At 70.5% G+C, this 24,935-nt stretch carries 19 protein-coding genes and 2 pseudogenes; 9 read left to right on the top strand and 12 right to left on the bottom strand.

All coding sequences use genetic code 11. The features are described from left to right. Window positions 1-563: 563 nt before the first annotated feature. Window positions 564-779, top strand: a complete 216-nt coding sequence (locus PGN25_04945; protein MEH3116960.1) for a hypothetical protein — start codon at window positions 564-566, stop codon at window positions 777-779. Between the two features lie 12 nt (window positions 780-791). On the opposite strand, the gene PGN25_04940 is transcribed toward PGN25_04945, so the two are convergent. Continuing rightward, window positions 792-953 (bottom strand): hypothetical protein, encoded by a 162-nt coding sequence (locus tag PGN25_04940; protein ID MEH3116959.1) that lies wholly within the window; start codon window positions 951-953, stop codon window positions 792-794. Window positions 954-1,156: 203 nt separating this feature from the next. After that, window positions 1,157-1,288, bottom strand: a pseudogene (locus tag PGN25_04935) (DUF817 domain-containing protein). Between the two features lie 159 nt (window positions 1,289-1,447). Between PGN25_04935 and PGN25_04930 the strand changes: the two are divergent. Together PGN25_04930 and scpA are read left to right on the top strand one after the other, a co-directional pair. Then, a complete protein-coding gene (locus PGN25_04930; protein ID MEH3116958.1) occupies window positions 1,448-1,891 on the top strand; it encodes a hypothetical protein in 444 nt (147 codons plus the stop codon). Window positions 1,892-2,010: 119 nt separating this feature from the next. Continuing rightward, window positions 2,011-4,176 carry a methylmalonyl-CoA mutase gene (scpA, locus tag PGN25_04925; protein ID MEH3116957.1) on the top strand — a complete coding sequence of 722 codons (2,166 nt, stop codon included), beginning with the start codon at window positions 2,011-2,013 and terminating at the stop codon, window positions 4,174-4,176. Window positions 4,177-4,436: 260 nt separating this feature from the next. Here the strand turns inward: scpA and PGN25_04920 are convergent, their stop codons facing one another. Continuing rightward, window positions 4,437-5,399: an IS110 family transposase gene (locus PGN25_04920; protein MEH3116956.1), complete on the bottom strand. Its 963-nt coding sequence runs from the start codon at window positions 5,397-5,399 to the stop codon at window positions 4,437-4,439. 677 nt (window positions 5,400-6,076) lie between these two features. On the opposite strand from PGN25_04920, the pseudogene PGN25_04915 reads away from it, so the two are divergent. Continuing rightward, window positions 6,077-7,512, top strand: a pseudogene (locus tag PGN25_04915) (mannose-1-phosphate guanylyltransferase/mannose-6-phosphate isomerase). Here the strand turns inward: PGN25_04915 and glpD are convergent. The 7 genes from glpD to PGN25_04880 form a co-directional block, all read right to left on the bottom strand. After that, window positions 7,500-9,014, bottom strand: coding sequence for a glycerol-3-phosphate dehydrogenase (gene glpD, locus PGN25_04910; protein ID MEH3116955.1), 1,515 nt, complete (start codon window positions 9,012-9,014; stop codon window positions 7,500-7,502). The pseudogene PGN25_04915 and the gene glpD sit on opposite strands and share 13 nt — an antisense overlap. After that, the gene (locus PGN25_04905) at window positions 9,011-9,307 is read right to left on the bottom strand and encodes a hypothetical protein (protein ID MEH3116954.1); all 297 of its coding nucleotides are present in this window, start codon (window positions 9,305-9,307) and stop codon (window positions 9,011-9,013) included. The genes glpD and PGN25_04905 overlap by 4 nt, the downstream gene beginning before the upstream one ends. Before the next feature lie 175 nt (window positions 9,308-9,482). Next, window positions 9,483-9,668 carry a hypothetical protein gene (locus PGN25_04900; GenBank protein MEH3116953.1) on the bottom strand — a complete coding sequence of 62 codons (186 nt, stop codon included), beginning with the start codon at window positions 9,666-9,668 and terminating at the stop codon, window positions 9,483-9,485. 96 nt (window positions 9,669-9,764) lie between these two features. Then, window positions 9,765-9,974, bottom strand: a complete 210-nt coding sequence (locus PGN25_04895) for a hypothetical protein (protein MEH3116952.1) — start codon at window positions 9,972-9,974, stop codon at window positions 9,765-9,767. Window positions 9,975-10,379: 405 nt separating this feature from the next. Further along, the gene (locus PGN25_04890) at window positions 10,380-11,570 is read right to left on the bottom strand and encodes an FAD-binding protein (GenBank protein ID MEH3116951.1); all 1,191 of its coding nucleotides are present in this window, start codon (window positions 11,568-11,570) and stop codon (window positions 10,380-10,382) included. Window positions 11,571-11,655: 85 nt separating this feature from the next. Continuing rightward, window positions 11,656-13,110: a polysaccharide biosynthesis C-terminal domain-containing protein gene (locus tag PGN25_04885; protein MEH3116950.1), complete on the bottom strand. Its 1,455-nt coding sequence runs from the start codon at window positions 13,108-13,110 to the stop codon at window positions 11,656-11,658. 289 nt (window positions 13,111-13,399) lie between these two features. Then, the gene (locus PGN25_04880) at window positions 13,400-14,404 is read right to left on the bottom strand and encodes a magnesium transporter CorA family protein (GenBank protein MEH3116949.1); all 1,005 of its coding nucleotides are present in this window, start codon (window positions 14,402-14,404) and stop codon (window positions 13,400-13,402) included. A gap of 217 nt (window positions 14,405-14,621) precedes the next feature. On the opposite strand from PGN25_04880, the gene groES reads away from it, so the two are divergent. Then, the gene (gene groES / locus PGN25_04875; protein ID MEH3116948.1) at window positions 14,622-14,912 is read left to right on the top strand and encodes a co-chaperone GroES; all 291 of its coding nucleotides are present in this window, start codon (window positions 14,622-14,624) and stop codon (window positions 14,910-14,912) included. An 85-nt stretch (window positions 14,913-14,997) separates the two neighbouring features. Then, a complete protein-coding gene (gene groL / locus PGN25_04870) occupies window positions 14,998-16,638 on the top strand; it encodes a chaperonin GroEL (protein ID MEH3116947.1) in 1,641 nt (546 codons plus the stop codon). Between the two features lie 363 nt (window positions 16,639-17,001). On the opposite strand, the gene PGN25_04865 is transcribed toward groL, so the two are convergent. Beyond that, complete coding sequence (locus PGN25_04865; GenBank protein MEH3116946.1) at window positions 17,002-19,701, bottom strand: GNAT family N-acetyltransferase; 2,700 nt, start codon at window positions 19,699-19,701, stop codon at window positions 17,002-17,004. A 661-nt stretch (window positions 19,702-20,362) separates the two neighbouring features. Between PGN25_04865 and PGN25_04860 the strand changes: the two genes are divergently transcribed. The 3 genes from PGN25_04860 to PGN25_04850 all read left to right on the top strand — a co-directional run bounded on the left by PGN25_04860 (window position 20,363) and on the right by PGN25_04850 (window position 22,932). Next, window positions 20,363-21,013 carry a class II aldolase/adducin family protein gene (locus tag PGN25_04860; GenBank protein ID MEH3116945.1) on the top strand — a complete coding sequence of 217 codons (651 nt, stop codon included), beginning with the start codon at window positions 20,363-20,365 and terminating at the stop codon, window positions 21,011-21,013. Between the two features lie 399 nt (window positions 21,014-21,412). Beyond that, window positions 21,413-21,934 (top strand): MucR family transcriptional regulator, encoded by a 522-nt coding sequence (locus PGN25_04855; GenBank protein ID MEH3116944.1) that lies wholly within the window; start codon window positions 21,413-21,415, stop codon window positions 21,932-21,934. Window positions 21,935-22,146: 212 nt separating this feature from the next. After that, window positions 22,147-22,932 carry a restriction endonuclease gene (locus tag PGN25_04850; GenBank protein ID MEH3116943.1) on the top strand — a complete coding sequence of 262 codons (786 nt, stop codon included), beginning with the start codon at window positions 22,147-22,149 and terminating at the stop codon, window positions 22,930-22,932. A 297-nt stretch (window positions 22,933-23,229) separates the two neighbouring features. Here PGN25_04850 and PGN25_04845 read toward each other — a convergent pair whose 3' ends face one another. Further along, window positions 23,230-24,522 carry a PepSY-associated TM helix domain-containing protein gene (locus PGN25_04845; protein ID MEH3116942.1) on the bottom strand — a complete coding sequence of 431 codons (1,293 nt, stop codon included), beginning with the start codon at window positions 24,520-24,522 and terminating at the stop codon, window positions 23,230-23,232. Window positions 24,523-24,935 lie beyond the last annotated feature (413 nt).

Raw genomic sequence — 24,935 nt, 5'->3', positions numbered from 1 at the left:
GATTCTCTCCACCAAACTCCGAACCGTCCGATCCGTCGCGGCGGCGACGGCGGGAAGGCGGCGAGAGGGGCTTATACCAACCGGCGATGACCTTGACTCATCGCCGGTTGCCCGCGCGAAGGCGCGGCGGCGGGCGTCCGCCGGACGCAGGGAAGCCGGCCATCGGTCGGCTTCCCCGCAGCCTGGTATGAGCTGTGTCCGGTGTGGCCGCGGGTCAACAAATCCCCGCTTTTCTTCACAGCGAAGCCGGGTGCGGCACCGCACGGTGGACCGGGCCTGCGGCGAGTAACCAATTGCATACCGTTTCGTACGCAGTGTCTTCACACTGATGAAAAGGCATCGGTGGGTGGGCCTGGACCAATCCTTGGCGAAATCAAGGCAAGGTTCGGGTGAGGAACTGCGACGAGACGGTGACCGATTGGCCTTCGAGCACTCGAATTGATCGCAAAGCCGCCCCAGAGATGCTTCGATCGCCCTAGAACTTGGAACATACCGGCCCGGCGGCGACAGTCGCTGCGGCGGTCCTCCACGGACGGACACGGTTCGAACAGGAAGAACAAGAGATGGAAACCGAAGCTCTCGAACGTCCTGCTGACCTGACGATCTGGCGCACCCTGCCGGCGTCGTCCCCCCTGGCCCAGCCGGAGCGCTACGACACCCTGCGCGAGGCGCTTCTTGCCGCCAAGGGTGCCCTCGGCGACCCCTCGCAGCAGCCCTGGATCATCACCGAGGAGGGCGAGATCCTCTCCCCGAACTGGATCCGCACCTACGTGAACTGAGCCCGGCGCGCCTCACGGCGCCGGTGACAGGGTGACAGGCGCGGCGGATGCGTCCGCCGCCGTCCCCTCCGCCGCCCGAGCCATCGTCTCCGGCCGGTTCACCAGCGTGACCGGCACGATGCCGAGCCGGAGCGGCATCCGGCGGTGCGCCCGCCAGACCTCGAAGTGCGGCACGGAAGAAACCCTTATCCCATCCTCGCCCTCATCCTGAGGCGCCGGAGCGAAGCGAAGGCCTCGAAGGGTATTCCAGGAATCGTGCGGGAACTGGAAGATCCTTCGAGGCCGCTCCGCGGCACCTCAGGATGAGGGCGGGGATGGATATCCGCCGTTGAGCAGGCTCTCGGCGCCAGCGGCCGATGACGTGTGAAGCGGAAATCGAACAGGCAGGCCCAACCCTGCCTCACCCCGAAGCGCAGAAATTCGCAGGCGAAGGCCGGAAGACGGCCCGCGCGCTCGCCGAGCCGAAGCTCCGCCGCGACCAGGCCGGTTGGGCCTCGCCCTGCCACCATGCCGCCCCCAGCGTGTGCGAATCGAGCGGCCGAAAGCGGTAGTTTGACGGTCACGCTCGCCTCGTCCCACACTCGCCCCGTCGAACGCGGAGGGGAGGGGGCGTGCAGGCGAGGGGGGCGGAGGACCGGGCAGGCGCCCGGCGACGGCCGGAACGCGAGTTGCGCCGGCTCGAAGCGCTGGCGGCGCGCAAGCGCTTCCGACGGCGGAGCCTGCGGGCGCTGCGCGGCGGGGCAGGCGCGGCGGCGACCTTCGGGGCGCTCGTGAAGACGAAGCTCGTCGGGACGCTGGCCGGCAAGGCGGCCATCGCACTCGCCGTCGGTCTCGGGGTGGCCTGGCCGATGCTGGTCGTCGGCGTGGTCGGCCTCGTCGGAATCGTCCTGGCGATCGTCAGCCTGTTTTCCGGCGAGGGCGGTCCGCACCCTCTCGACTGCGACTGCCCCGGCGGCTGCGCCGGCAAGGAGAAGCGCGCCGCGCGCCTCGAGCACCTGATCGCGCAGCGCCGGGCTTGGCTCACCGCACCCTCGGGCCCGGCCCCGAGCGTCCGCTGGGACGCGAAAGGGCGCCGTCGCGTGGCGGCGGGCCGGCGAAAACGCGGCCGGTGAGGCCCGCCTTATGGACAGTGGCCGCGTTTGATGGCTTCCCTATAATGCGCAAAAAATCATCGCCGCTTCACGGACGCCGAGCCGACGCCATGAGTTCCCGCGCCATGAGTTCCCAGGCCATGAGTTCCCGGATTCCCGACTTCACCTCCGTCGCCTTCGCGGCCGACGGCTTCCGGGCGCCGCCTCCGCCGGCCTCCGAGCCGTGGATGACGCCCGAGGGCATTCCGGTGAAGGGCTTCTACGGCCCCGAGGATCGTGAGGGATTGGAGGGGATCGGCTCGTTCCCCGGCCTGCCGCCCTATCTGCGCGGGCCCTATCCGGCGATGTACGTGACCCAGCCCTGGACGATCCGGCAATATGCCGGCTTCTCCACGGCCGAGGATTCGAACGCCTTCTACCGGCGCAACCTCGCCGCGGGCCAGAAGGGCCTCTCGGTCGCCTTCGATCTCGCGACGCATCGCGGCTACGATTCGGATCACCCGCGCGTCTCGGGCGATGTCGGCATGGCGGGCGTCGCGATCGATTCGATCTACGACATGCGCACGCTGTTCTCCGGCATCCCGCTCGACGAGATGACGGTGTCGATGACGATGAACGGCGCGGTGCTGCCCGTGCTGGCGCTCTACATCGTCGCCGCGGAGGAGCAGGGCGTGCCGCCGGAAAAGCTCGCCGGCACGATCCAGAACGACATCCTCAAGGAGTTCATGGTCCGCAACACCTACATCTATCCCCCCAGGGGATCGATGCGGATCATCTCGGACATCTTCGGCTACACCTCGAAGCACATGCCGAAGTTCAACTCGATCTCGATCTCCGGCTACCACATGCAGGAGGCCGGGGCGACGCAGGATCTCGAACTCGCCTACACGCTCGCCGACGGCGTCGAGTACATCAAGGCGGGTCTCGCGGCCGGGCTCACCATCGACCGGTTCGCGCCGCGCCTGTCGTTCTTCTGGGCGATCGGGATGAACTTCTTCATGGAGATCGCCAAGATGCGGGCCGCGCGCCTGATCTGGGCCAAGCTCGTCAGGGAGTTCGAGCCGAAGAGCGACAAATCCCTGCCGCTGCGCACCCACTCGCAGACCTCGGGCTGGTCGCTGACCGCGCAGGACGTGTTCAACAACGTCACCCGCACCTGCATCGAGGCGATGGCGGCGACGCAGGGCGGCACGCAATCGCTCCACACCAACGCACTCGACGAGGCGCTGGCGCTGCCGACCGATTTCTCCGCACGGATCGCGCGCAACACGCAGCTCTTCCTGCAGCAGGAGAGCGGCACGACCCGGATCATCGATCCGTGGGGCGGCTCCTACTACGTCGAGCGGCTGACCCGCGACATCGCCGCGCGCGCCTGGGAGCATATCCGCGAGGTCGAGGCGCTCGGCGGCATGGCCAAGGCGATCGAGGCGGGCATTCCGAAGCTGCGCATCGAGGAGGCGGCGGCCCGCGCCCAGGCGCGGATCGATTCCGGGCGCCAGACCATCGTGGGCATCAACAAGTACAAGCCCGACGACGAGATGAAGATCGACCTGCTTCGGGTCGACAACGCCGACGTGCGCGCCAAGCAGATCGGCAAGCTCGAGCGCCTGCGTGCCGAGCGCAACCCGGCCGAGGTCGAGGCGGCGCTGGCCGCGCTGACCCGGGCCGCGGACGGCGAGGGCAACCTGCTCGAACTCGCGGTCGACGCGGCCCGGGCCAAGGCCACGGTCGGCGAGATCTCCGAGGCGCTGGAGAAGGCCTGGGGCCGTCACCGCGCCGAGATCCGCTCGATCTCGGGCGTCTACAAGCGGGAGGTGGGCGGGATGTCGCCGGTGGTGGAGAAGGTCCGCGGCCTCGTCGAGGCCTTCGAGGAGAACGACGGGCGCCGTCCGCGCATCCTTGTCGCCAAGATGGGCCAGGACGGGCACGACCGCGGCCAGAAGGTGATCGCCTCGGCGTTTGCCGATCTCGGCTTCGACGTCGATATCGGACCGCTCTTCGCCACGCCGGCCGAGGCGGCGCGGCAGGCGGTGGAGAACGACGTGCACATCGTCGGCGTCTCCTCGCTGGCGGCGGGCCACCTGACGCTGGTGCCGGAACTGAAGGCGGCGCTGAAGGAGGAGGGCCGCGACGACGTGATGATCGTGGTCGGCGGCGTGATCCCGCCGGGCGACTACGACGCGCTCCACGCCGCCGGCGCCTCGGCGATCTTCCCGCCGGGCACGGTCATCGCCGAGGCCGCCGTGAAGCTTCTGCAAGAACTCAACGGACGCCTCGGCTACGGCAAGCGGCAGGCGGCCGAGTAGCGGCGGCTCCGATGTTCCGGTGGGGGCTTCAGATCCCCGCTCGGCAGAACGATAACGGGTTGCCGCGTCTACCTGAATATCAGGGGGTTCCGCAGGACCGTCGCTTGAAGCCGCTTGAGCGGCTTCGCGGCGCGAGGAGCGCCGCGCGGAGCGGGCATCAGAACCATGGTCCTGATACCGTTTCCGATCGATCGCTTCGGGTTTCGCCCCACTCCGTCCGTCATCGCGAGCGGCCGCGAAGCGATCTACCGTGTCTCAGGTCAAGCGGTCTGGAAGGTCTTTCCGGCGCGGACCATGGCGTTGAGGGTGGTGACGAGCTTTCGCACGACGGCGATGAGGGCGAGTTTGTGGGGCTTGCCGGCTTGGCGCAGGCGCTCGTAGAGGCGGCGGAAGACGGGGTTGTGGCGGCTGGCGGTCAGGGCGGCCATGAACATCACGTCGCGCAAGGCTTTGCGTCCGCCGGTGATGCTGGCCGAGCGGATCGAGGAGCCGCTGTGGCAGGTGATGGGCGCCACGCCGACCAGAGCCGCGACCGTGCGCCGGTTCAGGCGGCCGAGTTCCGGCAGCCACGCCAGCAGGGCACGACAGGCCACGGGTCCGACGCCCTTGCACGTGCGCAACAGGGCGGCGGTGCGAGCCAGTTCGGCATCGGCGGCGATGGCTTCGTCCAAGGCCGCGCCGATCGCGGCGATCTGGCCGTCGAGCAGGGCGAGGCTGGCGGTGATCGAGGCGCGCACGATCGTGCTCTCGGTGCGTTCGGCCCGGCACTGCTCGGCCTGTCGCTGATCCTTGAGCTGGCCGAGCCGGGTCATCAGTTCGGCGAGCGCGCGCTGAGCCGGGCTCGGCAGCGGCGGGGCGACTTCGTCCACGGTAAAGGCCGCCAAGGCGGCCAGGACGGCGGCGTCGATCCGATCGGTCTTGGCCAGCCGCGCCTGGGCGCGGGCGAATGCCCGGGCGCGGCCGGGATGGATCCGGCGGATCGGCAGCCCCAGCGCCGTGGCGGCTTCGATCAGCGGCCACTCGTAGCCGCCGGTAGCTTCGCACACGAGGTTGGCGCAGGCGCGCCAGTGCGGCTTGGACAAGGCGGCCGTCAGGGCCGCGACCGTGTTGTCGATGCGGGCGGTGCGTCCGCGCGTGTCGGCCAGATCGACCCAATCCTTCGAGACATCGGCGCCGAGAAAGCAAGGGGAGGCTGGCGCGGTGTGGGCTGGCGAGGCTACCATGACGAGGCCTTTCGCGAGACAGGCAAGGTCCTCTGGCACGGGATTGTAAGCTCGGGCTGCGCCCGCTCTACCGTTCGTGCTCAAGACCGTGGAGGCGCCGCCGACGGATCAAGATTGCTTGCGACCTCGCAGTCGATCCAGAAGCGATCCCGCCGGCGGCCCTCCCTTTGTCGCTCCGGTTCCGTCGCCGGAAAAGACCGACAAACCCAACGTACAATCCAGGGCGCGACCTGTCCGGAAAGGTCGCGCCCTGGATGGCCACGGCTTCGCCTCGCAATGACACAGGAGAGGCCGAAGTCATCAACCGGATGGCGTATGAGAAGGATCGAGCGGAGCGAAAGCCCAAGGGGCCGAGATGTCCGCGGAGGCGGGCGCCGGCGACGGAGGCCGGCAAAAACGAGGGTGATCGCTTTCAAGCGATTGCCCTGGACAGTGCTGCGCCGATCGTGGTGCCGCCGAGGCCAATCGGCTAGAACGGCGGCGTAGTCGCGCGCCTCCGATCTCGGTGCTTCGATAGCCGGCAGGGCGCCCGATCGGTCATACCAACCGGCGATGATCCCGTCTCATCGCCGGTTGCCCGCGCGAAGGCGCGGCGGCGGGCGTCCGCCGGACGCAAGGGATACGACCATCGGTCGGCTTCCAGGCAGCTTGGTATCGGTGTTCGAATGGATCCTGCGATGGCCGAGGCGGACCTGGAAAAAATCCTGCCCGTGATCCTGTGCGGCGGCTCGGGCACGCGGCTGTGGCCGGCCTCGCGCGAGAGCATGCCCAAGCAGTTCACGCCGCTGGTCGATCCCGAGACCTCGACCTTCCAGGCCACCGCCCGCCGCGTCGCCGACGAGGGCGTCTTCGCGCGGCCGACCGTGATCGCCTCGGCCGAGTCCCGCTTCATCGTCGCCGAACAGCTCGCGCAGGCCCGCATCGGCGCCGACATCCTGCTCGAACCCGAGCGGCGCGACTCGGCCGCGGCGGTGGCGGTGGCCGCGCTTCACGCCGCGCGGCGCGGGCCGGAGACGGTGGTTCTGGTGATGGCCGCCGACCACGTGATCGAGGACGCCGCCGCCTTCGCGCGAGCCGCGCAGCAGGCGGCCGTCGGCGCCCGGCTCGGGCAGATCATGACGCTCGGCATCGCGCCGACGCGCCCCGCGACCGAGTACGGCTACATCCGCACCGGCGCCTCCATCCCGGACGCGCCGGGCCTCCACCGGGTCGAGCGCTTCGTGGAGAAGCCCGATGCGGCGGGCGCCGAGCGGCTGATCGGGGAGGGTGCTCTGTGGAACTCGGGCTACTTCCTGTTCCGCGCCGACGTGATGATCGCCGAGTTGGAGAGGCACGCGCCGCAGGTGCTGGAGGCCGCCCGCGGGGCGCTCGTCAACGCCGCCACCGACCTCGACTTCGTGCGGCTCCAGGCCGAGGCCTTTTCCCGCGCGCCCAAGACCTCGATCGACTACGCGGTGATGGAGCGCACGGAGCGCGCGGGCGTGCTCGCGGTCTCCTTCGCATGGTCGGATGTCGGCACCTGGGACGCGGTGTGTGGCAGGTGCTGGAGCGCGACGCCCGGGGCAATGCGGTGCGCGGGCGGGTCGAACTGGTCGAGACCACGGGCAGCCTCGTCCACAGCGAGGGCGACGGGCTCACCACGGTGGTCGGGCTCGACGACGTGGTGGTGGTCTCGACCCCCGACGCGGTGCTGGTCGCCTCCAAGGCGCATTCGGGCAAGGTCAAGGATCTCGTGAACGTCCTGCGGGAACGGTCGCATCCGGAGGCCGACGCCCATCGCCGGATGTACCGGCCCTGGGGCTGGTATCAGCGCATCGACATCGGCGAGCGCTTCCAGGTGAAGCGGATCATGGTGACGCCGGGCGGGCGGCTGTCGCTGCAGAAGCACTTCCACCGGGCCGAGCACTGGGTGGTGGTGAAGGGCACGGCGGAGGTGACGCTGAACGATCGGGTCGTCCTCGTGCACGAGAACGAGGCGGTCTACCTGCCGATCGGCTCGATGCACCGGCTGACCAATCCCGGAAAGATCCCGCTCGAACTGATCGAGGTGCAGGTCGGCTCGTACACGGGCGAGGACGACATCGTGCGCCTGGAGGACGTCTACGGGCGCTGACGGCGCGAGCCGGCCGACGCGGCGGAAAGGTAGCGCCCGAGCCGCGCCACGCCCTCGCGATCCGTGCGCAGTCCGAGTTTCGAGCGGCGCCAGAGGATGTCGTCGGAGGTGCGGGCCCATTCGTGGCGCACGAGGTAGTCGACCTCGCGGGCGCTGAGGTCGCCGCCGAAGGTCTCGCCGAGATCCGCCGGGGCGCGCGCGTCGCCGAGCAGGGTCGCGGCGCGGGTACCGTAGGCGCGGGCGAGACGGCGGGCGGTCGCGTCCGCCAGGAACGGGCGCCCGGCCCCGAAGTCCGCGACGAAGGCCTCGAAGTCGGCGCCCTCCATGTCGCCGCCGGGCAGCATCGCCTGTCCGGTCCAGGCGGGTTTCATGCCCGGCCGGTGCGGCCGCAGCTTCTCCAGCGCGTGCTCGGCGAGCCGCCGGTAGGTGGTGATCTTGCCGCCGAACACCGAGAGGACCGGCGGCCCGTCCTCATCGAGGTCGAGCACGTAGTCGCGGGTGACCGCGGAGGCGTCGGCCGCCGCATCGTCGTAGAGCGGGCGCAGGCCGGAAAAGCTCCACACCACGTCGTCCGGCCCGATGGGCCGCCGGAACGAACGGTTGATGCAGGTGCAGAGATAGCGGGTCTCTTCCGGCGAGATCCCGACGGGGCCGGGATCGCCCTCGTGCGCCACGTCGGTGGTGCCGATCAGGGTGAAGTCGCGCTCGTAGGGGATGGCGAAGACGATGCGCCGGTCGGGCTGCTGCAGGATGTAGGCTTGATCGCCCTCGTAGAGCCGCCGGACCACGATGTGGCTGCCCTTGACCAGCCGAACCTTCGGACGCGCCTCGACGGAGAGCGTGCGCAGCAGCGTCTGTCCGACCCAGGGGCCGGCGGCGTTGACGACGATCCGTGCCCGCACGCTCTCCCGGCGCCGCGCCTCGGCATCGAACAGGGTCGCGGTCCAGGCGCCGTCCTCGCGCCGGGCGGACTCGACGGCGGTGCGGGTGCGGATCGTCGCTCCGCGCTCGGCGGCATCGAGCGCGTTGAGCACGACGAGGCGGCTGTCCTCGACCCAGCAATCCGAGTAGGCGAAGCCCCGGGTCAACCGCGGCTGGAGCGGCGCGCCGACCCCCTCCCGGGTCAGGCGCAGGGCTTCCGAACCCGGAAGCGCCTTCAACCGCGCGAGGTGATCGTAGAGGAACAGGCCGAGCCGCAGCATCCAGGCCGGACGCAGGCCGGCATCGTGCGGCAGCACGAAGCGCAGCGGCCAGACGATGTGCGGCGCGAGCCGCATCAGGCGCTCGCGCTCGGCCAGCGCCTCGCGCACCAGCCGGAACTCGTACTGTTCGAGGTAGCGCAGGCCGCCATGGATCAGCTTGGTCGAGGCGGAGGAGGTGTGCTCGGCCAGATCCCCCTTCTCGCACAGCAGGACGCGCAGGCCACGGCCCGCGGCGTCGCGGGCGATGCCGGCGCCGTTGATGCCGCCGCCGATGACGAGAAGGTCGAACGGCTCGGTCACGGGCGGCCCGCGAGGCTGAGGACGAGCCCGACCAGCACCGCGGCGCCGAGGCAGCGCCGCCACGGGTTCACGCCCCGCACGATCTCATCGATCGCCCAGACCGCGAGGCTCGCGAGCGCGACGATCCTCAGGCTCAGGAAGACCGGGGCCGGAAGGCCGGGCATCACGGTTTCGAGCAGCCAATTCGTGCCGGCCGCCGCCCCGAAGATCCAGAGCGGCAGGTTTGGCCATTGCCCGATCACGATGCCGCCGCTGCGGCGATCGCGAAAAAACCAGTCGAACGCCCGGTGCAAGCGGCGCCTCATACCGTTTCCGATCGATCACTTCGGGTTTCGCCCCCCTCCGTCCTCGCGAGCGGCCGCGAAGCGATCCAGGGCGCGACCGGTCCGGAAAGGTCGCGTCCTGGTTTGCCACGGCTTCGCCTCGCAAGGACGCAGGAGCGGCCGAAGTCATCGACCGGATGTCGTATCAGATCGCGTCCGTGCCCCGGGCGGCACGGATCGGCTCGCAGATCTTCGGGCTGATCCGGTCGAGATGCGGGCAGGCGTTGGTCTCGTACCAAGCGCGCAGTTCGGGCTGCTTCGGCGCCACGTACATCGCGGTCAGCACGAAGCCGCCGGCCACGAGGATCAGCAGAAGGAGAAGGTTGCGCACCGGAGCACTCCTGGAACGGACCTCGACCGTGCGCCGCTGTCCCCGCGGCAGACGCGCGAGGGCTCGCGAGAGTTCCATCGCCGGGCGGCGCGAGCGTCAGCGGCGGGCATCCTCCAGGGTCTGCGGCCGGGTGTGGGTGAGCGGGCCCTTTGTGCCGGGCAGGAGCCCGAGATCCTGAAGCCAGATCAGGGCCAGCACCGCGCCGATGACGCTGCCGAGGCTCATCAGGATGGTGAGGCGCCGCCGCCGCACGACCATCAGGACGAGCACGACGAGGAGCGCAAGCGAGAGCACGAGCGGCAGCATGGCGGACCTTCCGACAATCGTCCCTCGACGTGTCGTCCACCCCGCGGCGGGGCGTGCCGTCGAGGGTTACGGGGCGGGCATGGTGGGAGAGGGTTATACGACATCCGGTTGATGACCTCGGCCTCTCGTCTGTCATTGCGAGGCGAAGCCGTGGCAATCCAGGGCGCGCCCTATCCGGAGGTGTCGCGCCCTGGATCGCTTCGCATTCGCTCGCGATGACGGGTGAGGAACCGAGCCGATCAACCGGAAACCGTATTACACCTTTCGACGCCCGCAGCCTTCCGTCGCCGGCCGCGCTCCGGCACGGAGAAGGCCCGTCCGCATCCCGTGCGATCGGCGATGACGGACACGTCGAGTCATGACGTGGAGAGGGCGTGTTCAGTCGGATCCGTTTCCAGGCCCCGGTCACACGCCGGCGTACATCCGGCCCGGGTTGAGGATCCCGGCCGGGTCGTGCGCGGCCTTGATGCCGGCGGTGATCCGCATCAGCGGCTCGGGCAGCGGCTCGAACACGGGCAGAGCCGCGCGCAGGGTCTCGGGGGCGCGCACCAGCGTGGCGTGGCCGCTGCCCGCCGCCTTCACCGCGGCGCGGATCGCGGCGGCGCCGGCATCGCCCGCGGCGTCGGTGGCGAGCCAGATCAGGCCGCCGCCCCAATCGTAGAACCAGCGGGCGGAACGCTGCGACGCGACCGCTGCCGTGACCGCCGGTCCGCGGGTCGGGGCGGTGGAGATGCGCCAGATCGCGGTCTCGCGCGGCTCGGTCAGCGGAGCCGCGTCGCGCACCGCGCGCCAGAGGACGGCACTCTCCTGACCCTCGACCATCTGCGGCTCGCCGTGGCGGCGCAGCAGGCGGCGCAGTTCGCCGAGGCGATAGCCCACCGACTTCGAAAAACCCTCGACACGCATCAACGTGCGCGGCTCCGGCCCACCGACGCCCGCGGGCAGGTGCGCGGCGCCGGTGAGTTCGAAGGGCGAGCCGAGGGCGGCGGCAAGCGCCTCCACCGCCGCCGCATCGTCCAGGCCCGGCAGGACCAGGGTCGACACCCGCTCCTGCACCGGCAGCACCTTGAAGGTGACTTCCGTCAGCAGGCCGAGGGTTCCCCAGGAGCCCGCCATCAGCTTCACGAGATCGAGGCCGGTGACGTTCTTCATCACCCGCCCGCCGGACTTGATCGGCTGGCCGCGGCCGTTGACGAAGCGCACGCCGATCAGGCTGTCGCGGGCCGCGCCCGCATTGATCCGGCGCGGGCCCGAATTGTTGGCCGCGGCGACCGCGCCGAAGGTCGGCTCGCCGGCGGAGGCGAGGAGCGGGCGGTGGTCCATCGGCTCGAAGGGCAGCATCTGGCCGCGCTCGGCCAGCAGCGCCTCGACCGCGGCGAGCGGCGTGCCGGCGCGGGCGGCGACCACCATCTCGGCCGGTTCGTAGAGGGTGATGCCGGTGAGACCCGCGGCCGAGAGCGTCGCCTCGTCCTGCGGCGGGCGGCCGAACGTCGCCTTGGTTCCCCCGCCGACGAGCCGCAGCGGCTCCGACCGGCCGGCGGCCTGCGCGACGATGGCGGCTGCCTCCTGCTCGTCGGCCGGCGCGTATGAGGTCATCGTTTTCCGCCCCTGGGATTCTTTTAGGCGTTCCTCGGATACGTCCGGACTCAAACCCCGACCGGGCGAGTCTGGCAAGCGCGCCTCACCGGACCGCGGCCGGAAGCCGCTTCGGAAAACGCTCCCGCACGGCCGTGCGCAGGCCGGCGATGTCGAGGAACCAGACCAGGGCGCCGTAGACGCTCACCCCGGCGCCGATGCAGGCCGGCAGGGCGAGGGCCGGCGCCAGCCCGCGCAGCGGCAGCACCGCCAGCAGCATGGCGAGGCAGGCGCCGGCCGTCAGCGCGAGGTCGCGCGCGGGCAGGTGCAGGCGGCCCGCGCCCGTCAGCGCGCGGAGCCCGAGCAGGATCACCGCCGCGACGAGCCCCAGCGTCTGCGCCACGGCGACGCCCTGCGGCCCGAGAAAGCGCGGCAGGAGGGCGAGGCCGATCCCGTTGACGGCGAGCCCGAGCAGGGCGGCGGAGACGACCGGGCCGGTCCGGCGCCGGATCTGGAAGATCGGGTTCAGGGCGAAGTTCATCATCGACAGGCAGAACAGGCCCGGGATCAGCAGGTCGGTGTAGCCTGCGAACGGCCCGCGGAACGCCTCCGGCACGATCAGCGCCTGGAGCGAGGGCGTCACCGCCCAGTAGCCGGCGGCGCAGGGCAGGAGCAGCGCCACCACGATGGCGATGTTGCGCGAGACCTGCGCCTCCGCGGCCTCCCGGCCGCGATGCTCCTCCGCCTGCACCGCGATCTGGAACAGCAGCAGGTCGAGGGCGGCCCCCAGCGTCGAGAAGGCGCGCGAGCCGAGATCGGCGGCGAGCGCGAAGTAGCCGGCCTCGGCGAAGCCCGCCGTGCCGGCGATGGCGGCGCGGTTGAGGAAGGGCATGATCTGGTAGACGGCGTTGGCCGCGATCAGGGGCAGGCCGTAGGCCGCGAACAGGCGCAGGGTCTCGCGAGCCCTCCCATGCGGCAGAATCGACGCCAAAGCCCTGTCGCCCAGAGCCTTGCGCATCGGCAGAACGGCGAGGAACTGGCTGAGGCCGCCGGCGATCAGCACCCAGACCGGCTGCGGGAAGAGATAGGCGGTGCCCGCCATCAGCACGAAGGCGAGGGCGTTCTTCCACACCACGAGCCGGAGATAGGCGCCGCCGATGAAGCGGGCGCGGGCGAGCGCCGCGTGGTAGTCGAACAGGCCGATGCCGATGGCCGCGACCATGGTGCCGGCCGTCATCGCCAGCCGCCCCTCCGGCGTCGGCTCGACGGCGAGCCCGAGCCCGGCGCAGAGGGCGGCCGCCGCGAACAGGGCCAGGGCGACGACGCCGTAGGCCCGGTCGAGCCCCCGGCGGATCCAGGGCTCGGCCTCGCGCACCCGCGCCGAGTAGAACCGCGTCGCCGAGAGCCGCAGCCACTCGAACAGGATGGTGTTGAGCACCACCGCCCCCGCCGTCGCCAGGGCGAAGCGGCCGAAATCGGCCGGACCCAGCATCCGGGCGATGGCGATGCCGAGGACGAAGTTCAGCCCGGCATTGAGGACGAAGGCGGCGATGACGGCCATGGTTCAGGAATGCGTTGCGCGCTCGGCCTTGAGCCTCGAAGGACGAGCCTCGCAGCTAGCCGCCAACAAAGCCTGAATTGTGAGGCGCCCTTTTCGCGCGGACGGGTCGCGGGGCGGCACGCCTCATACGCCATCCGGTCGATGAGTTCGGCCTCTCCTGCGTCCTTGCGAGGCGAAGCCGTGGCAAACCAGGGCGTGACCTTTCCGGACCTGTCGCGCCCTGGATCGCTTCGCGGCCGCTCGCGATGACGGAGGGGGCCAAACCCGAAGCGATCGATCGGAAACGGTCTCACAGCCAGCCCTTCGTCCGGAAGTAGAGCAGCGGCACGACCGCGGAGATCGCGATCAGCGCGAGGCCGTAGGGGTAGCCGTAGGCCCAGTCGAGTTCGGGCATGTGCTTGAAGTTCATGCCGTACATCGAGGCGACGAGCGTCGGCGGCACGCCGACCACCGACACGACGGTGAGAACCCGGAAGGCGTTGTTCTGCTCGATGTTGATGAGCCCGAGCGTCGCGTCGAGCAGGAACTGCACGGTCTCGGACAGCCGGGTCTCGAACTCGTCGAGGGAGGCGATGTCCTGCGCCAGCGTGTCGAAGCGGGGCAGGTCGCCCTCCGCGAGGGTCTGGCCGCACGCGCCCCTGGCGAAGGCGGCGATGCGCCCGAGCCCGAGCAGGCTGGCGCGGACCTTCGACAGCGACTTGCCGTGGCGCCCGACCGATCGCAGCAGGCGGCGCAGCGCGAGGTCGCGCCGTTTCGGGGCGGTGGTGTCGCCCTTGCGGGCACCGGGCCGGGCGCCGGCATCGAAGTCGAAGATGCGGGTGGAGAGGCCGTCGAGGTCGCCCGACATCTCCTCCAGCAGGTCGGCGAGGTTGTCGACCAGTTCCTCGACCACGAGCAGAAACATCCGCGTGCTGGTGCTGCCGTCGCCGTCCGCTTCTTCCACGCGCTTGCGCACCGCCGCGATCGCCCGCATGTCGTGGAAGCGCACGGTGACGAGGTGGTCCGCCGTCAGCAGGAAGCCCAGCGGCTTCAGGGTGAAGTCGGAGCGGTCGAAGGTCACCATCGGCGTCGAGAGGGAGAGGCCGTCGCGGTTGCGGCGCAGGCGGCTCGACGATTCCACCTCGCTCAGCGCGGCGCGCGAGGGCACCCGGATGCCCGTCTTCCGTTCGACCTGCGCCGCCTCCTCCGCGGTCGGATCGTTCAGGTCGATCCAGACCGCGTGATCCGGCAGGCTCGCGCCGCCGCCCGCGCCGCCGTGCTCGACCGCGCCGTGTGCCCCGTGCAGGCTCATCATCGGGAGATGTCTTCCCCGTTCGTCCCGGACACACGAAAAATTCGTGCGGAAACACCGCAGCCGGGAGGAAGCTGCGCCTTGACTCGAAAACGCCCGGCGCCTATCTCGCGGCGGTCGTTGGCACTCACTTGCTTAGAGTGCTAACAAACCAAGGTGGAGCGCGGTCGTTCCCGGCCGCATGAAGACCAACCGCCAATTCGAAGCAAGAGGGCAGCTCATGAAGTTCCGTCCGCTGCACGACCGCGTCGTCGTCCGTCGCATCGAGAGCGAAGAGAAGACGAAGGGCGGCATCATCATCCCCGATACCGCCAAGGAGAAGCCGCAGGAGGGCGAGATCGTCGCCGTCGGCCCCGGCGCCCGCGACGAGCAGGGCCGCGTCAACGCCCTCGACGTGAAGGTCGGCGACCGCGTGCTGTTCGGCAAGTGGTCCGGCACCGAGGTCAAGATCGACGGCCAGGATCTCCTCATCATGAAGGAATCCGACATCATGGGTGTCGTCGCCGTCTGAGGCCGACGCCCGTCCAACCGCCCTTCGAGGCCGCTCAAGCCGGCTTCAGGGCTTTCCGACACTCTCATCTGAGGCAGGGACTCACATGGCAGCGAAAGACGTTCGTTTCTCCGCCGACGCTCGCGACAAGATGCTGCGCGGCGTCGACATCCTCGCGGATGCCGTCAAGGTCACGCTGGGCCCCAAGGGGCGCAACGTCGTCATCGAGAAGAGCTTCGGCGCGCCCCGCATCACCAAGGACGGTGTGACGGTCGCCAAGGAGATCGAGCTCGCCGACAAGTTCGAGAACATGGGCGCGCAGATGGTGCGCGAGGTGGCCTCGAAGACCAACGACATCGCCGGTGACGGCACCACCACCGCGACGGTGCTGGCCCAGGCGATCGTCCGCGAGGGCGCCAAGTTCGTCGCCGCCGGCATCAACCCGATGGACCTGAAGCGCGGCATCGACCTCGCCACCCAGGCCGCCGTGAAGGACATCACCGCCCGCGCCAAGAAGGTCGCCTCCTCCGAAGAGGTCGCCCAGGTCGGCACGATCTCCGCCAACGGCGACAAGGAGATCGGCGAGATGATCGCCCACGCCATGCAGAAGGTGGGCAACGAGGGCGTCATCACCGTCGAGGAGGCCAAGACCGCCGAGACCGAGCTCGACGTCGTCGAGGGCATGCAGTTCGACCGCGGCTACCTCTCGCCGTACTTCGTCACGAACGCGGAGAAGATGGTCGCCGAGCTCGAAGACCCCTACATCCTCATCCACGAGAAGAAGCTCTCCTCGCTCCAGCCGATGCTGCCGGTGCTCGAGGCCGTGGTGCAGACCGGCAAGCCGCTGCTCATCATCGCCGAGGACATCGAGGGCGAGGCGCTCGCCACGCTCGTCGTGAACAAGTTGCGCGGCGGCCTGAAGGTCGCGGCGGTGAAGGCTCCGGGCTTCGGCGACCGCCGCAAGGCGATGCTCGAGGACATCGCGATCCTCACCAAGGGCCAGACCATCTCCGAGGATCTCGGCATCAAGCTCGAGAACGTCGCCCTGCCGATGCTCGGCCGCGCCAAGCGCATCCGCATCGAGAAGGAGAACACCACGATCATCGACGGTCTCGGCGAGAAGGCCGACATCGAGGCCCGCGTCGGCCAGATCAAGGCGCAGATCGAGGAGACCACCTCGGACTACGACCGCGAGAAGCTCCAGGAGCGTCTCGCCAAGCTCGCGGGCGGCGTCGCGGTGATCCGCGTCGGCGGCGCGACCGAGGTCGAGGTCAAGGAGAAGAAGGATCGCGTGGACGACGCGCTCAACGCCACCCGCGCCGCGGTGGAAGAGGGCATCGTCCCGGGCGGCGGCACGGCCCTGCTGCGTGCCAAGAAGGCGGTCGCCGAGCTGAAGTCCGACGTTCCGGACGTCCAGGCCGGCATCAAGATCGTGCTCAAGGCGCTTGAGGCCCCGATCCGCCAGATCGCCCAGAACGCTGGCGTCGAGGGTTCGATCGTCGTCGGCAAGATCACCGACAACACCGGCTCCGAGACCTACGGCTTCAACGCCCAGACCGAAGAGTACGTCGACATGATCCAGTCGGGCATCGTCGATCCGGCCAAGGTCGTGCGCACCGCCCTTCAGGACGCGGCCTCCGTCGCCGGCCTGCTGGTGACCACGGAAGCCATGGTCGCCGACGCGCCGAAGAAGGACGCGCCGGCCCCGGCGATGCCGGGCGGCGGCATGGGCGGCATGGACTTCTAAGTTCGCGCCTCCGTCGAAAACTGGAGAAGGGGGGCGCCGAAAGGCGGCCCCCTTCCTCGTTTCCCCGATGTGACGGAACCGGCGATCGGATCGGCATCGCCCCAGAAAATGCATGGCTCATACGCCATCCGGTTGATGAGTTCGGCCTGTCCCCTGTCCTTGCGAGGCGAAGCCGTGGCAAACCAGGGCGCGACAGGTCCGGAAAGGTCGCGCCCTGGATCGCTTCGCGGCCGCTCGCGATGACGGAGGGGGGCGAAACCCGAAGCGATCAAGCGGAAACGGTATCAGACGAGCCGTAGGCCGCCGCCTTCCCGGCGAAACGGAACGGGTGCCGGGACTCACCGGGACTCGCAGGCCGAACCGCTACGGCCCGACCTTCAGCGTCACCTTCACGAGGCCGGGATCGTCCGGCATCGGCCGCTCCTCGAAGCCGAGATGGCGGCAGACCTTCCGCATCGGCCGGTTCTCGGCCAGCACGCTGCCCTCGACGCAGGCGATGCCTTCGGCCCGGGCCCAGTCGATCATCATGCGCATCAGGGCGATGCCGAGACCGGTGCCCTTGATGTCGGAGCGCACCAGGATCGCGAACTCGCCCGCATCGTGGTTGGCGTTGGCGTGCAGCCGGACCGCGCCGAGCATGCGCCGGTCCTCGTCCGCCGCCTCCTCGATCGCGACGAAGGCGATGGCGCGGGAATAGTCGAGCTGGGTCAGCCGGGCGAGGAAGGCGTGGCTGAAGTCGCGCACGGGGGCGAAGAAGCGCAGGCGCACGTCCTCGGGGTCGACCTGCGCGAAGAAGGTGCGGAACATCCCCTCGTCGTCGGGCCGGACCGGGCGGACCTGGGCGTGCCGCCCGCCCATGTCGAGCCGCCGCTCCCAGTCGGACGGGTAGGGGCGGATCGCGAAGCGCGGATGCCAGTTCCCCCGGCGCTGTCCCGCGCCGGCTTCGGGGGCGACCCGCACCCGGGCGTCGAGGGCGACGACACCGTCGGCATCGGCGAGCAGGGGGTTGATGTCGAGTTCGCGCACCGCGGGCAGGTCGGCGGCGAGCTGGGCGAGCTTGACCAGCAACAGGGCGATCGCCGGCAGGTCCGCGGCCGGCACGTCGCGATAGGCGGCGAGCCGCCGCGCCACGCGGGTGCGCCCGATCAGTTCGCTCGCCAGGGCGAGATCGAGGGGCGGAAGTGCCAGCGCCCGGTCGTCGATGACCTCGACCGCGTTGCCGCCGCGGCCGAACACCACCACGGGGCCGAACACCGGATCCTCGGCCAGACCCGCGATCAGTTCCCGCCCTTCCGCGCGGCGCAGCATCGGCTGCACGGCAAAGCCCGCCACCCGCGCCTCCGGGCGCAGGGCACGCACCCGCGCGATCATGGTGTGCGCCGCCTCGCGCACGTCCGCCTCCGAGGTGAGGCCGAGGCGGACCCCGCCGACCTCCGACTTGTGCACCACGTCCGGTGAGACGAGCTTGAGCGCGACCGTGCCGCCGCCGGCGATCAGCGGCCAGGCCGCCGCCGCAGCCCCGTCGGGGTCGGGCGCGAGCGTGACCGGCACCGCCTCGATGCGGTAGGCGGCGAGCAGCTCGGTCACCGCGTGGGGGTCGAGCCAACTGCGCCCCTCGCTCAGCGCCTCGTCGACGATGCGGCGCGCCTTGGCGACGTCGGGGGAGAAGTCGCGCGGCAGCGCGTCCGGCGTGCGCATCAGGTCGTCCTGGGCCTCGCGATAGCGCACGAGGTGCAGGAAGCCTTCCACCGCGTCCGCATCGGTGGCGAAGAGCGGGATCCTGGCCTGCGCGTAGATCGCGCGGATCGCCTCGTCCTCGCCGACCGACACGGCGAAGACCGGCTTGCGGCGCCCCGCCGCGCGCACTTTCGCGACCGTCCCGGCCACGGTCTGCGCGACCTCGCGGCTGCCGGCGCGCGCGGTCGGGACGTGGACCGAGACCAGCGCGTCGCTGTCGCGGGCGGCGAGCAGCGGTTCGAGGGCCCGCGCGAAATCCTGGGGCACGGCGTCGATGCCGAGATCGAGCGGGTTGGCCGGCGTCCCGTGCCGCACCGGCTCCACGGCCTCGAGGGTCGCCTCGGCCGGCCTCGCCAGGGTTCCGCCGAGATCGGCGAGGCGGTCGGCGGCCAGCGCGCCGATGCCGCGCCCGTTCGAGACGATCATCAGCCGGTTGCCGGGAAACGGCCGCTGCCGCCCCAGGGTCTCGACCGCCGAGAACATCGCGTCGAGCCCGTCGACCGCGAGCAGGCCCGCCCGGCGGAAGGCGGCCTCGTAGACCGCGCCGGGCCGGGCGAGCGCACCGGTATGGGTGTCGGATCGGTGTCCGGGGTCCTCGTGGCGGCCGGTGCGAAGCACCACCACCGGCTTGGCGCGCGCCGCCGCCCGCGCCGCGGTGAGGAACTTGCGCGCGTCGGCGACGTGATGCAGCGACAGGATGATGGCGCGGGTGCGGGAGTCCTCGGCGAAATGGTCGAGGCAGTCGGCCACGTCGATGTCGGCGGAGCGTCCGAGCGACATCACCGCCGAGAAGCCGACGCCGCGCCGCCACGCCCACTCGGCGATGGCCGAGGCGACGGTGCCCGACTGCGACACGAGCGCCAGGTCGCCGGGCTTCGGCGGACGCGCCAGCAGGGTCGCGTTGAGGCCGCCCGCGGGAACGCTGAGGCCGATGCTGTCGGGACCGATCAGCCGCAGACCGTGGCGCCGCGCCGTCGCCTGGGCCGCGCCCATCGGGGCGGCCTCGCCGTGCCCGAGATGGGCGGAGAGAATCACCGCCGCGGCGGCACCGACCTGCCCGGCCTCCTCGACGACGCCCGGCACCGCCGCCGGCGGCGTGGCGATCATCACGAGGTCCGGCGGCTGCGGAATGTCGGCGAGGCGGGCGCTGCACGTCAGCCCGTCGACGCTGGCCTCGCGCGGGTGGACCGGGACGATGCTGCCCGCGAAGCCGCCTGCCCGCAGGCCGTCGATGATCGCCCGGCCGACGGAGCCGGGCCGGTCGCCCGCTCCGACCACCGCGATGCGGCGGGGGGCGAGCAGCGTATCGAAGCGATAGGTGCTCATGGCGCCCGCCTATACCATCCCGCGGCGCGAGACCGAGGGCGATACGCCCTCGCGCAATCACGAAACCCGGAAATCGCAAGGGCCATCGCTCGAAGCCGCCCGAGCGGCTTCGCGGCGCCAAGGGACACGACCAAGAGCGCCGCGCGGAGCGAAAGCCTGAGCCCGCGGAAGCCGGCGCCGGCGACTGATACGCCATCCGGTCGATGAGTTCGGCCTCTCCTGCGTCATCGCGAGGCGAAGCCGTGGCGATCCAGGGCGTGCCCTTTCCGGACATGCCCGCGCCCTGGATCGCTTCGCGGGCCGCTCGCGAGGACGGAGGGTGGCCAAACCCGAAGCGATCAAGCGGAAACGGTATGAGGCGAGCCAGGAAAACCAGGGCCATCGCTTCAAGCGATGGTCTTGCCGGAAATCGGCACCGGATCCGGGCACGGTCGTCCCGTCAAACTCGAACACATCGCGCCGATGCTCGCGTTCGGCGAGTTCCTGCTCATGGCCGACTCATGGCCGAGGGCGCGGTCGCGGGCCCGACCGATCCCGGCGGCGTGCGTCCGTGACCGTTTCACCCGACGCGCCGTTCGACGCCGCTTTACGGATCGCGGGTCCGGCGGCATCTGAACGAGGCGGTCGCGCGCGACCGCGTTTCAGACAGGGGAGGTGTCCCGTGCCGTCTTTCGCGAGCCGCCAAGCGATGGTCGAGGCGATGCGCCGGATGCTCGATCTCGGCCTCAGCCAGGGCACTTCGGGCAACATCTCGGTCCGTTCCGGGCCCGGGTTTCTCGTGACGCCTTCGGGCATCCCGGCCGAGCAGCTCAGCCCCGACGACCTCGTTCCGATGGATTTCGACGGGCATTGCGACCACCTGCTGGCCCCCTCCTCCGAATGGCGCTTCCACCGGGACATCCTGGCCGCGCGGCCCGAGATCGGCGCCGTCGTCCACGCCCACCCGCCCTACGCCACCGGCTTCGCCATCTGCGGCCGGGCGATTCCGGCGGTGCATTACATGATCGCCATGGCCGGCGGGCCGACCATCCGCTGCGCCCCCTACGCGCCCTACGGCACGCAAGCCCTCTCGGATCTCGCCCTCGACGCCCTGGAAGGGCGCAGCGCCTGCCTGCTCGCCAACCACGGCATGATCGCCACCGGCCCGAATCTCTCCAAGGCGATGTGGCTCGCCGTCGAGGTCGAGACCCTGTGCCGCCAATACGCCATCGCCCTGCAGGTCGGCACGCCGGCGGTCCTCTCGGACGCCGAGGTCGCCGAGACCGTCGAGCGGTTCAAGTCGTACGGACCGCGCGAAAAGTCCGGTCGCTGACGAGCGCCGCTCGGCAATCGTCTTCCTCCGGACACCGCCGGAGCAGCGTCCCGAAAGGGAGCTGCCGGCTTTCCCGAAAAGACGATGCAAGAGCAGAAACCAGCAAAACCCCGCGCACCAGACCGACCTTGCCGGACGATCCCGACAAGTCCTTCCACATCGTACCGTCGATCGGCATCGATTCCGGCATCTCAGATGCGTGTTTTACCGGCCCAGCAAGCCATATGACAAAAGGTCTCATTGCTTTCCGAAGTTCCTTGAATCCGTCTTGCGGAATTCTCCATCAAAGGTTAAATCCGATGGAATTCCGCGCACTGATTTTGTCCTCGACGATGACGGTATCGCCCGGATGCCGCCTATTGCAGGAGATCGCTCGCGCATGTCGAAGGGATATTGAACATGTCGCTTGAGGAAGGCTCCGCTGGCGATCACGTGGCTCTCACCGTCGATGTCGTGTCGGCCTTCGTGGGCAACAACTCGCTGGCGGCGGGTGAGCTGCCGGGATTGATCACCTCAGTTCACCGGGCCCTTTTCGAATTGTCCCAGGCGCCGGCCGAGCCCGGGGAGCCGCCGCGGACGCCGGCCGTATCGATCCGCCGCTCGCTCCAGCCGGATTTCCTGATCTGTCTGGAGGACGGCAAGAAGTTCAAGTCGCTCAAGCGGCACCTGCGGACGCGCTACAACCTCTCGCCCGACGAGTACCGCGCGCGCTGGAACCTCCCCGACGATTATCCGATGGTCGCGCCGAACTACGCCGCGACGCGCTCGGAGCTGGCACGCACCATGGGGCTCGGCCAGCAGCGCCGGAAGTGGCCGTCGAAGACACCGGCCCCGGCCGAGTCCGAACCGTCACCCAACCCGGCGGACGCCGCGCCGCCGCAGCGCCGCCGCAGCCGGGCCCGCGCCCAGGACGTCGCCTGAGCCCAGGTTTCCCGCAATCGCCGCGCGGAGCCGGTCGACGCGGCCGACACCGCGCAGCCGTGACGACGCGCGTGCCCACGCGACTTATCCACATCGGATCCGTCCCCTCTCCCGGGGTGGCCTCGTCACCGGCTCGGCCTTTAGAGGTCGGGCAACGCCTCGCTGAAACAGTCCCCGCGAGCCGGACGGGTCCGGCCCTCGCGGGAGAGACGATGTCCGGCCGGTCGCCCACTGCCACGCGCCTGTTCTGGACGCTCGTCGTCGGAGGCGCCGCCGGCCTCCGCTACGGGGCGCCGGCCTTCGCCGCCACCGGAGCGGCCTGTCTCGCGATCCTGCTCCGCCGCCTCGACCGCCCGCGCCGCTTCCGGTCGCTCGTGCGCCGCATCGCTCGGCGCCACGCCCCGACGCTGGCCCTGCGCCGTCGGCAGGAACGCTTCCTCGACGCCTACGGCAACACGATCGAGGACGGCTGGCTGCGCGAGCGGACGTATTTCGTCGAGCGCACGGTGCTCCCGCTCGTCGAGGAACGCGGCTTCTCGGACTATGCCGAGCCGCGCTTCGACGAGATGATCGAGATCGTCGAGCGGGCGGCCTGCGCCCACCGGCTTCCCGACGCGCTGGAGACGCCGGAGGACGGCGTCGCCTACGAGCGCTACTGCGCCGAGCTTCTGGGGGAGGGGGGCTGGGATGCCCGGCCCACGGGCGCCAGCGGCGACCAGGGCTGCGACGTGATCGCCGAGAGGGACGGCGTTCGCCTCGTCGTGCAGTGCAAGCGCTACGGCCGCCCGGTCGGCAACGCGGCGGTGCAGGAGGCGGCGGCGGCGGCCCTGCACTGGACGGGCGACATGGCCGCCGTGGTCTCGAATGCCGGCTTCACCCCCGCCGCCCGCAAGCTCGCCGGCACCACCGGCGTCCTGCTCCTGCACCACGACGACCTGCCGGGACTCGCCCCCGCCCGCAGGACCGGCCGCCGCCGCGCGCTGCCGGCCAAGCCGTGATCCGAGGCACTCTTCTACCAAGCGGCCTGGACGCCGACCGATGGTCGTCTTCCCTGCGTCCGGCGGACGCCCGCCGCCGCGCCTTCGCGCGGGCGACCGGCGATGAGCCGGGATCATCGCCGGTTGGTCTCATACCGTTTCCGATTGATCGCTTCGGGTTTGGCCCCCCTCCGTCATCGCGAGCGGCCGCGAAGCGATCCAGGGCACGGCCTATCCGGAAAGGGCGCGCCCTGGATCGCCACGGCTTCGCCTCGCGATGACGCAGAGACAGGCCGAACGCATCGACCGGACGGCGTATCACTCGGCCGGCACCGGCCGGCCGGCCGGAAGCGCGACCGCCTTGCGGCGCACCGAGAGGCGGGCGGCGCGCTTGCGCCACCAGATCACGACGCCGGTCAGCGAGAGCATCGCGACGACGAGGCCCATGACCGAGATCAGGATGCGGCCGGGCAGGCCGAGGATGCGGCCCGAATGCACCGGGAACTGCGCCTGCACGAAGATGTCGGCGGCCGTGCCGACCCAGGGCCGGCGGTCGCCGATGACGCGGCCGTCACGGCCGTCGAAGTGGATCGCCGCCGGGCCGACGCCCGCCGCGCCGTGGTCGTCGCCGGGCTCGAAGTAGCGTGCGGTGTAGAAGCCCTGCATCGACGTGTAGGCCAGTGCGCCCACGGGCTCCTTCCAGCCGCGGCGGCGCCCTTCCTCCTGCGCCTTCTCCAGGATGTTCGCGTAGTCCACGCCCGGCTCGATCGGCTCGAGCGGCGAGACGAAGGGCCGGGTGTTCGACGGGTCGGGCGAGACCTGCGAGACGCTCGACATCAGCGGCAGGAAGATCTCGCGGTAGAGGTTGAGCGAGAAGGCGGTGAAGGCGAGCAGGAACAGCAGCGCGAAGGTCCACAGGCTGAAGGCGCGGTGCAGGTCGAAGGTGATGCGGTAGGCGCTGCCCGAGGTCTTCACCCGCCAAGCCGGCTTCCAGCGCGACCACCAGCCGCGTCCGAGCTGCCGCTCCACCGCCGCCGGGCGCTGCGGATGGGCGGCCTTGCGCACCGGCAGGGTCAGGTAGAAGCCGACGAACGAATCGAGCATCCAGACGATGGCGACGATGCCCATCAGCCAGATGCCCCAGCGCTCCTCGCCCCACATCTCCGGCAGGTGCAGCGAGTAGTGCAGCTTGTACAGGAAGGAGATCAGGGTCTCGCCGGTGATCGGCCAGACCCGGCCCCATTCGCGCCGGCCGAGTTCGGCCCCGGTGACGGGATCGAGGAAGACCTGATTGTAGCCGAGGGGGTGCAGCCTGCCCATCGCCGCATCGACCCGCGGCACCACGAACAGCGACAGCGATTGCCCGGCCTCCGCGGCGAGGGGGAAGTAGGCGACGCGGGCGTGCGGTTCGCGGGCCTCGAACCGCCGCGCGAGGTCGAGGGCGGGGATCGCCTCGCCCCGGCTCGCAACGGTGTGGAGATGCGGGTTGAGCCAGTCGTCGAGCTCGTGATCCCAGGAGATCACCGCCCCGGTCAGCCCCGCCACGAACAGGAAGGCGGCGATCGCGAGACCGGCCCAGCGATGCAGCAGAACGAAAACGGAGCGCGCCATCGACCCTTCGAGCCTCGTTCCGTGACGGGCCGATCCGGCCGGCCAAGGGGCCCCCGGGCACCGACGCTTCGAGAGCGGGAACAGGGGATAGAGGCTGTCGCGCCGCGACGCCACCCCTTTGAACCCGTTTGGATCACGCACGAGACGATCACGCGTGAAGATCCGGCCGATGCGCGCCGGGCGTGCGGCGGCTGCCTTAACGCCCCTTAAACCCGCCGCATTTAGCCTCTCTCACGAGGCTCCCCCGAAGCGCCGCGGATCCCGCGAGGATCGGCCGGGCGACGGGGCGCCCGCACGGCCGTTCCGGGCCGGCGGAGGGGGCGGGCCGTTCGAGGCGGACCATCCGAGGCACATCGGATCCGCGCCTTCGCGGATCGCGCGAGGGGAGCATGGTCGCGGCAGGCTCACGGTCT

Source organism: Methylorubrum populi, from assembly GCA_036946625.1.
GTDB classification, from domain to species: Bacteria; Pseudomonadota; Alphaproteobacteria; order Rhizobiales; family Beijerinckiaceae; genus Methylobacterium; species Methylobacterium populi_C.
The sequence above is the reverse complement of the archived record's forward strand: the minus strand, read 5'-3'. Positions and strand labels throughout refer to the sequence as shown.

What these genes read in the sequence shown, in the direction of transcription:
- PGN25_04845 (MEH3116942.1), bottom strand. Translation starts at nt 24,522, where the DNA reads ATGGCGCGCTCCGTTTTCGTTCTGCTGCATCGCTGGGCCGGTCTCGCG.
- PGN25_04880 (MEH3116949.1), bottom strand. Translation starts at nt 14,404, where the DNA reads ATGATGAGCCTGCACGGGGCACACGGCGCGGTCGAGCACGGCGGCGCG.
- PGN25_04855 (MEH3116944.1), top strand. Translation starts at nt 21,413, where the DNA reads ATGTCGCTTGAGGAAGGCTCCGCTGGCGATCACGTGGCTCTCACCGTC.
- PGN25_04920 (MEH3116956.1), bottom strand. Translation starts at nt 5,399, where the DNA reads ATGGTAGCCTCGCCAGCCCACACCGCGCCAGCCTCCCCTTGCTTTCTC.
- PGN25_04885 (MEH3116950.1), bottom strand. Translation starts at nt 13,110, where the DNA reads ATGGCCGTCATCGCCGCCTTCGTCCTCAATGCCGGGCTGAACTTCGTC.
- groES (MEH3116948.1), top strand. Translation starts at nt 14,622, where the DNA reads ATGAAGTTCCGTCCGCTGCACGACCGCGTCGTCGTCCGTCGCATCGAG.
- scpA (MEH3116957.1), top strand. Translation starts at nt 2,011, where the DNA reads ATGAGTTCCCGGATTCCCGACTTCACCTCCGTCGCCTTCGCGGCCGAC.
- PGN25_04865 (MEH3116946.1), bottom strand. Translation starts at nt 19,701, where the DNA reads ATGAGCACCTATCGCTTCGATACGCTGCTCGCCCCCCGCCGCATCGCG.
- PGN25_04890 (MEH3116951.1), bottom strand. Translation starts at nt 11,570, where the DNA reads ATGACCTCATACGCGCCGGCCGACGAGCAGGAGGCAGCCGCCATCGTC.
- PGN25_04850 (MEH3116943.1), top strand. Translation starts at nt 22,147, where the DNA reads ATGTCCGGCCGGTCGCCCACTGCCACGCGCCTGTTCTGGACGCTCGTC.
- PGN25_04895 (MEH3116952.1), bottom strand. Translation starts at nt 9,974, where the DNA reads ATGCTGCCGCTCGTGCTCTCGCTTGCGCTCCTCGTCGTGCTCGTCCTG.
- PGN25_04945 (MEH3116960.1), top strand. Translation starts at nt 564, where the DNA reads ATGGAAACCGAAGCTCTCGAACGTCCTGCTGACCTGACGATCTGGCGC.
- groL (MEH3116947.1), top strand. Translation starts at nt 14,998, where the DNA reads ATGGCAGCGAAAGACGTTCGTTTCTCCGCCGACGCTCGCGACAAGATG.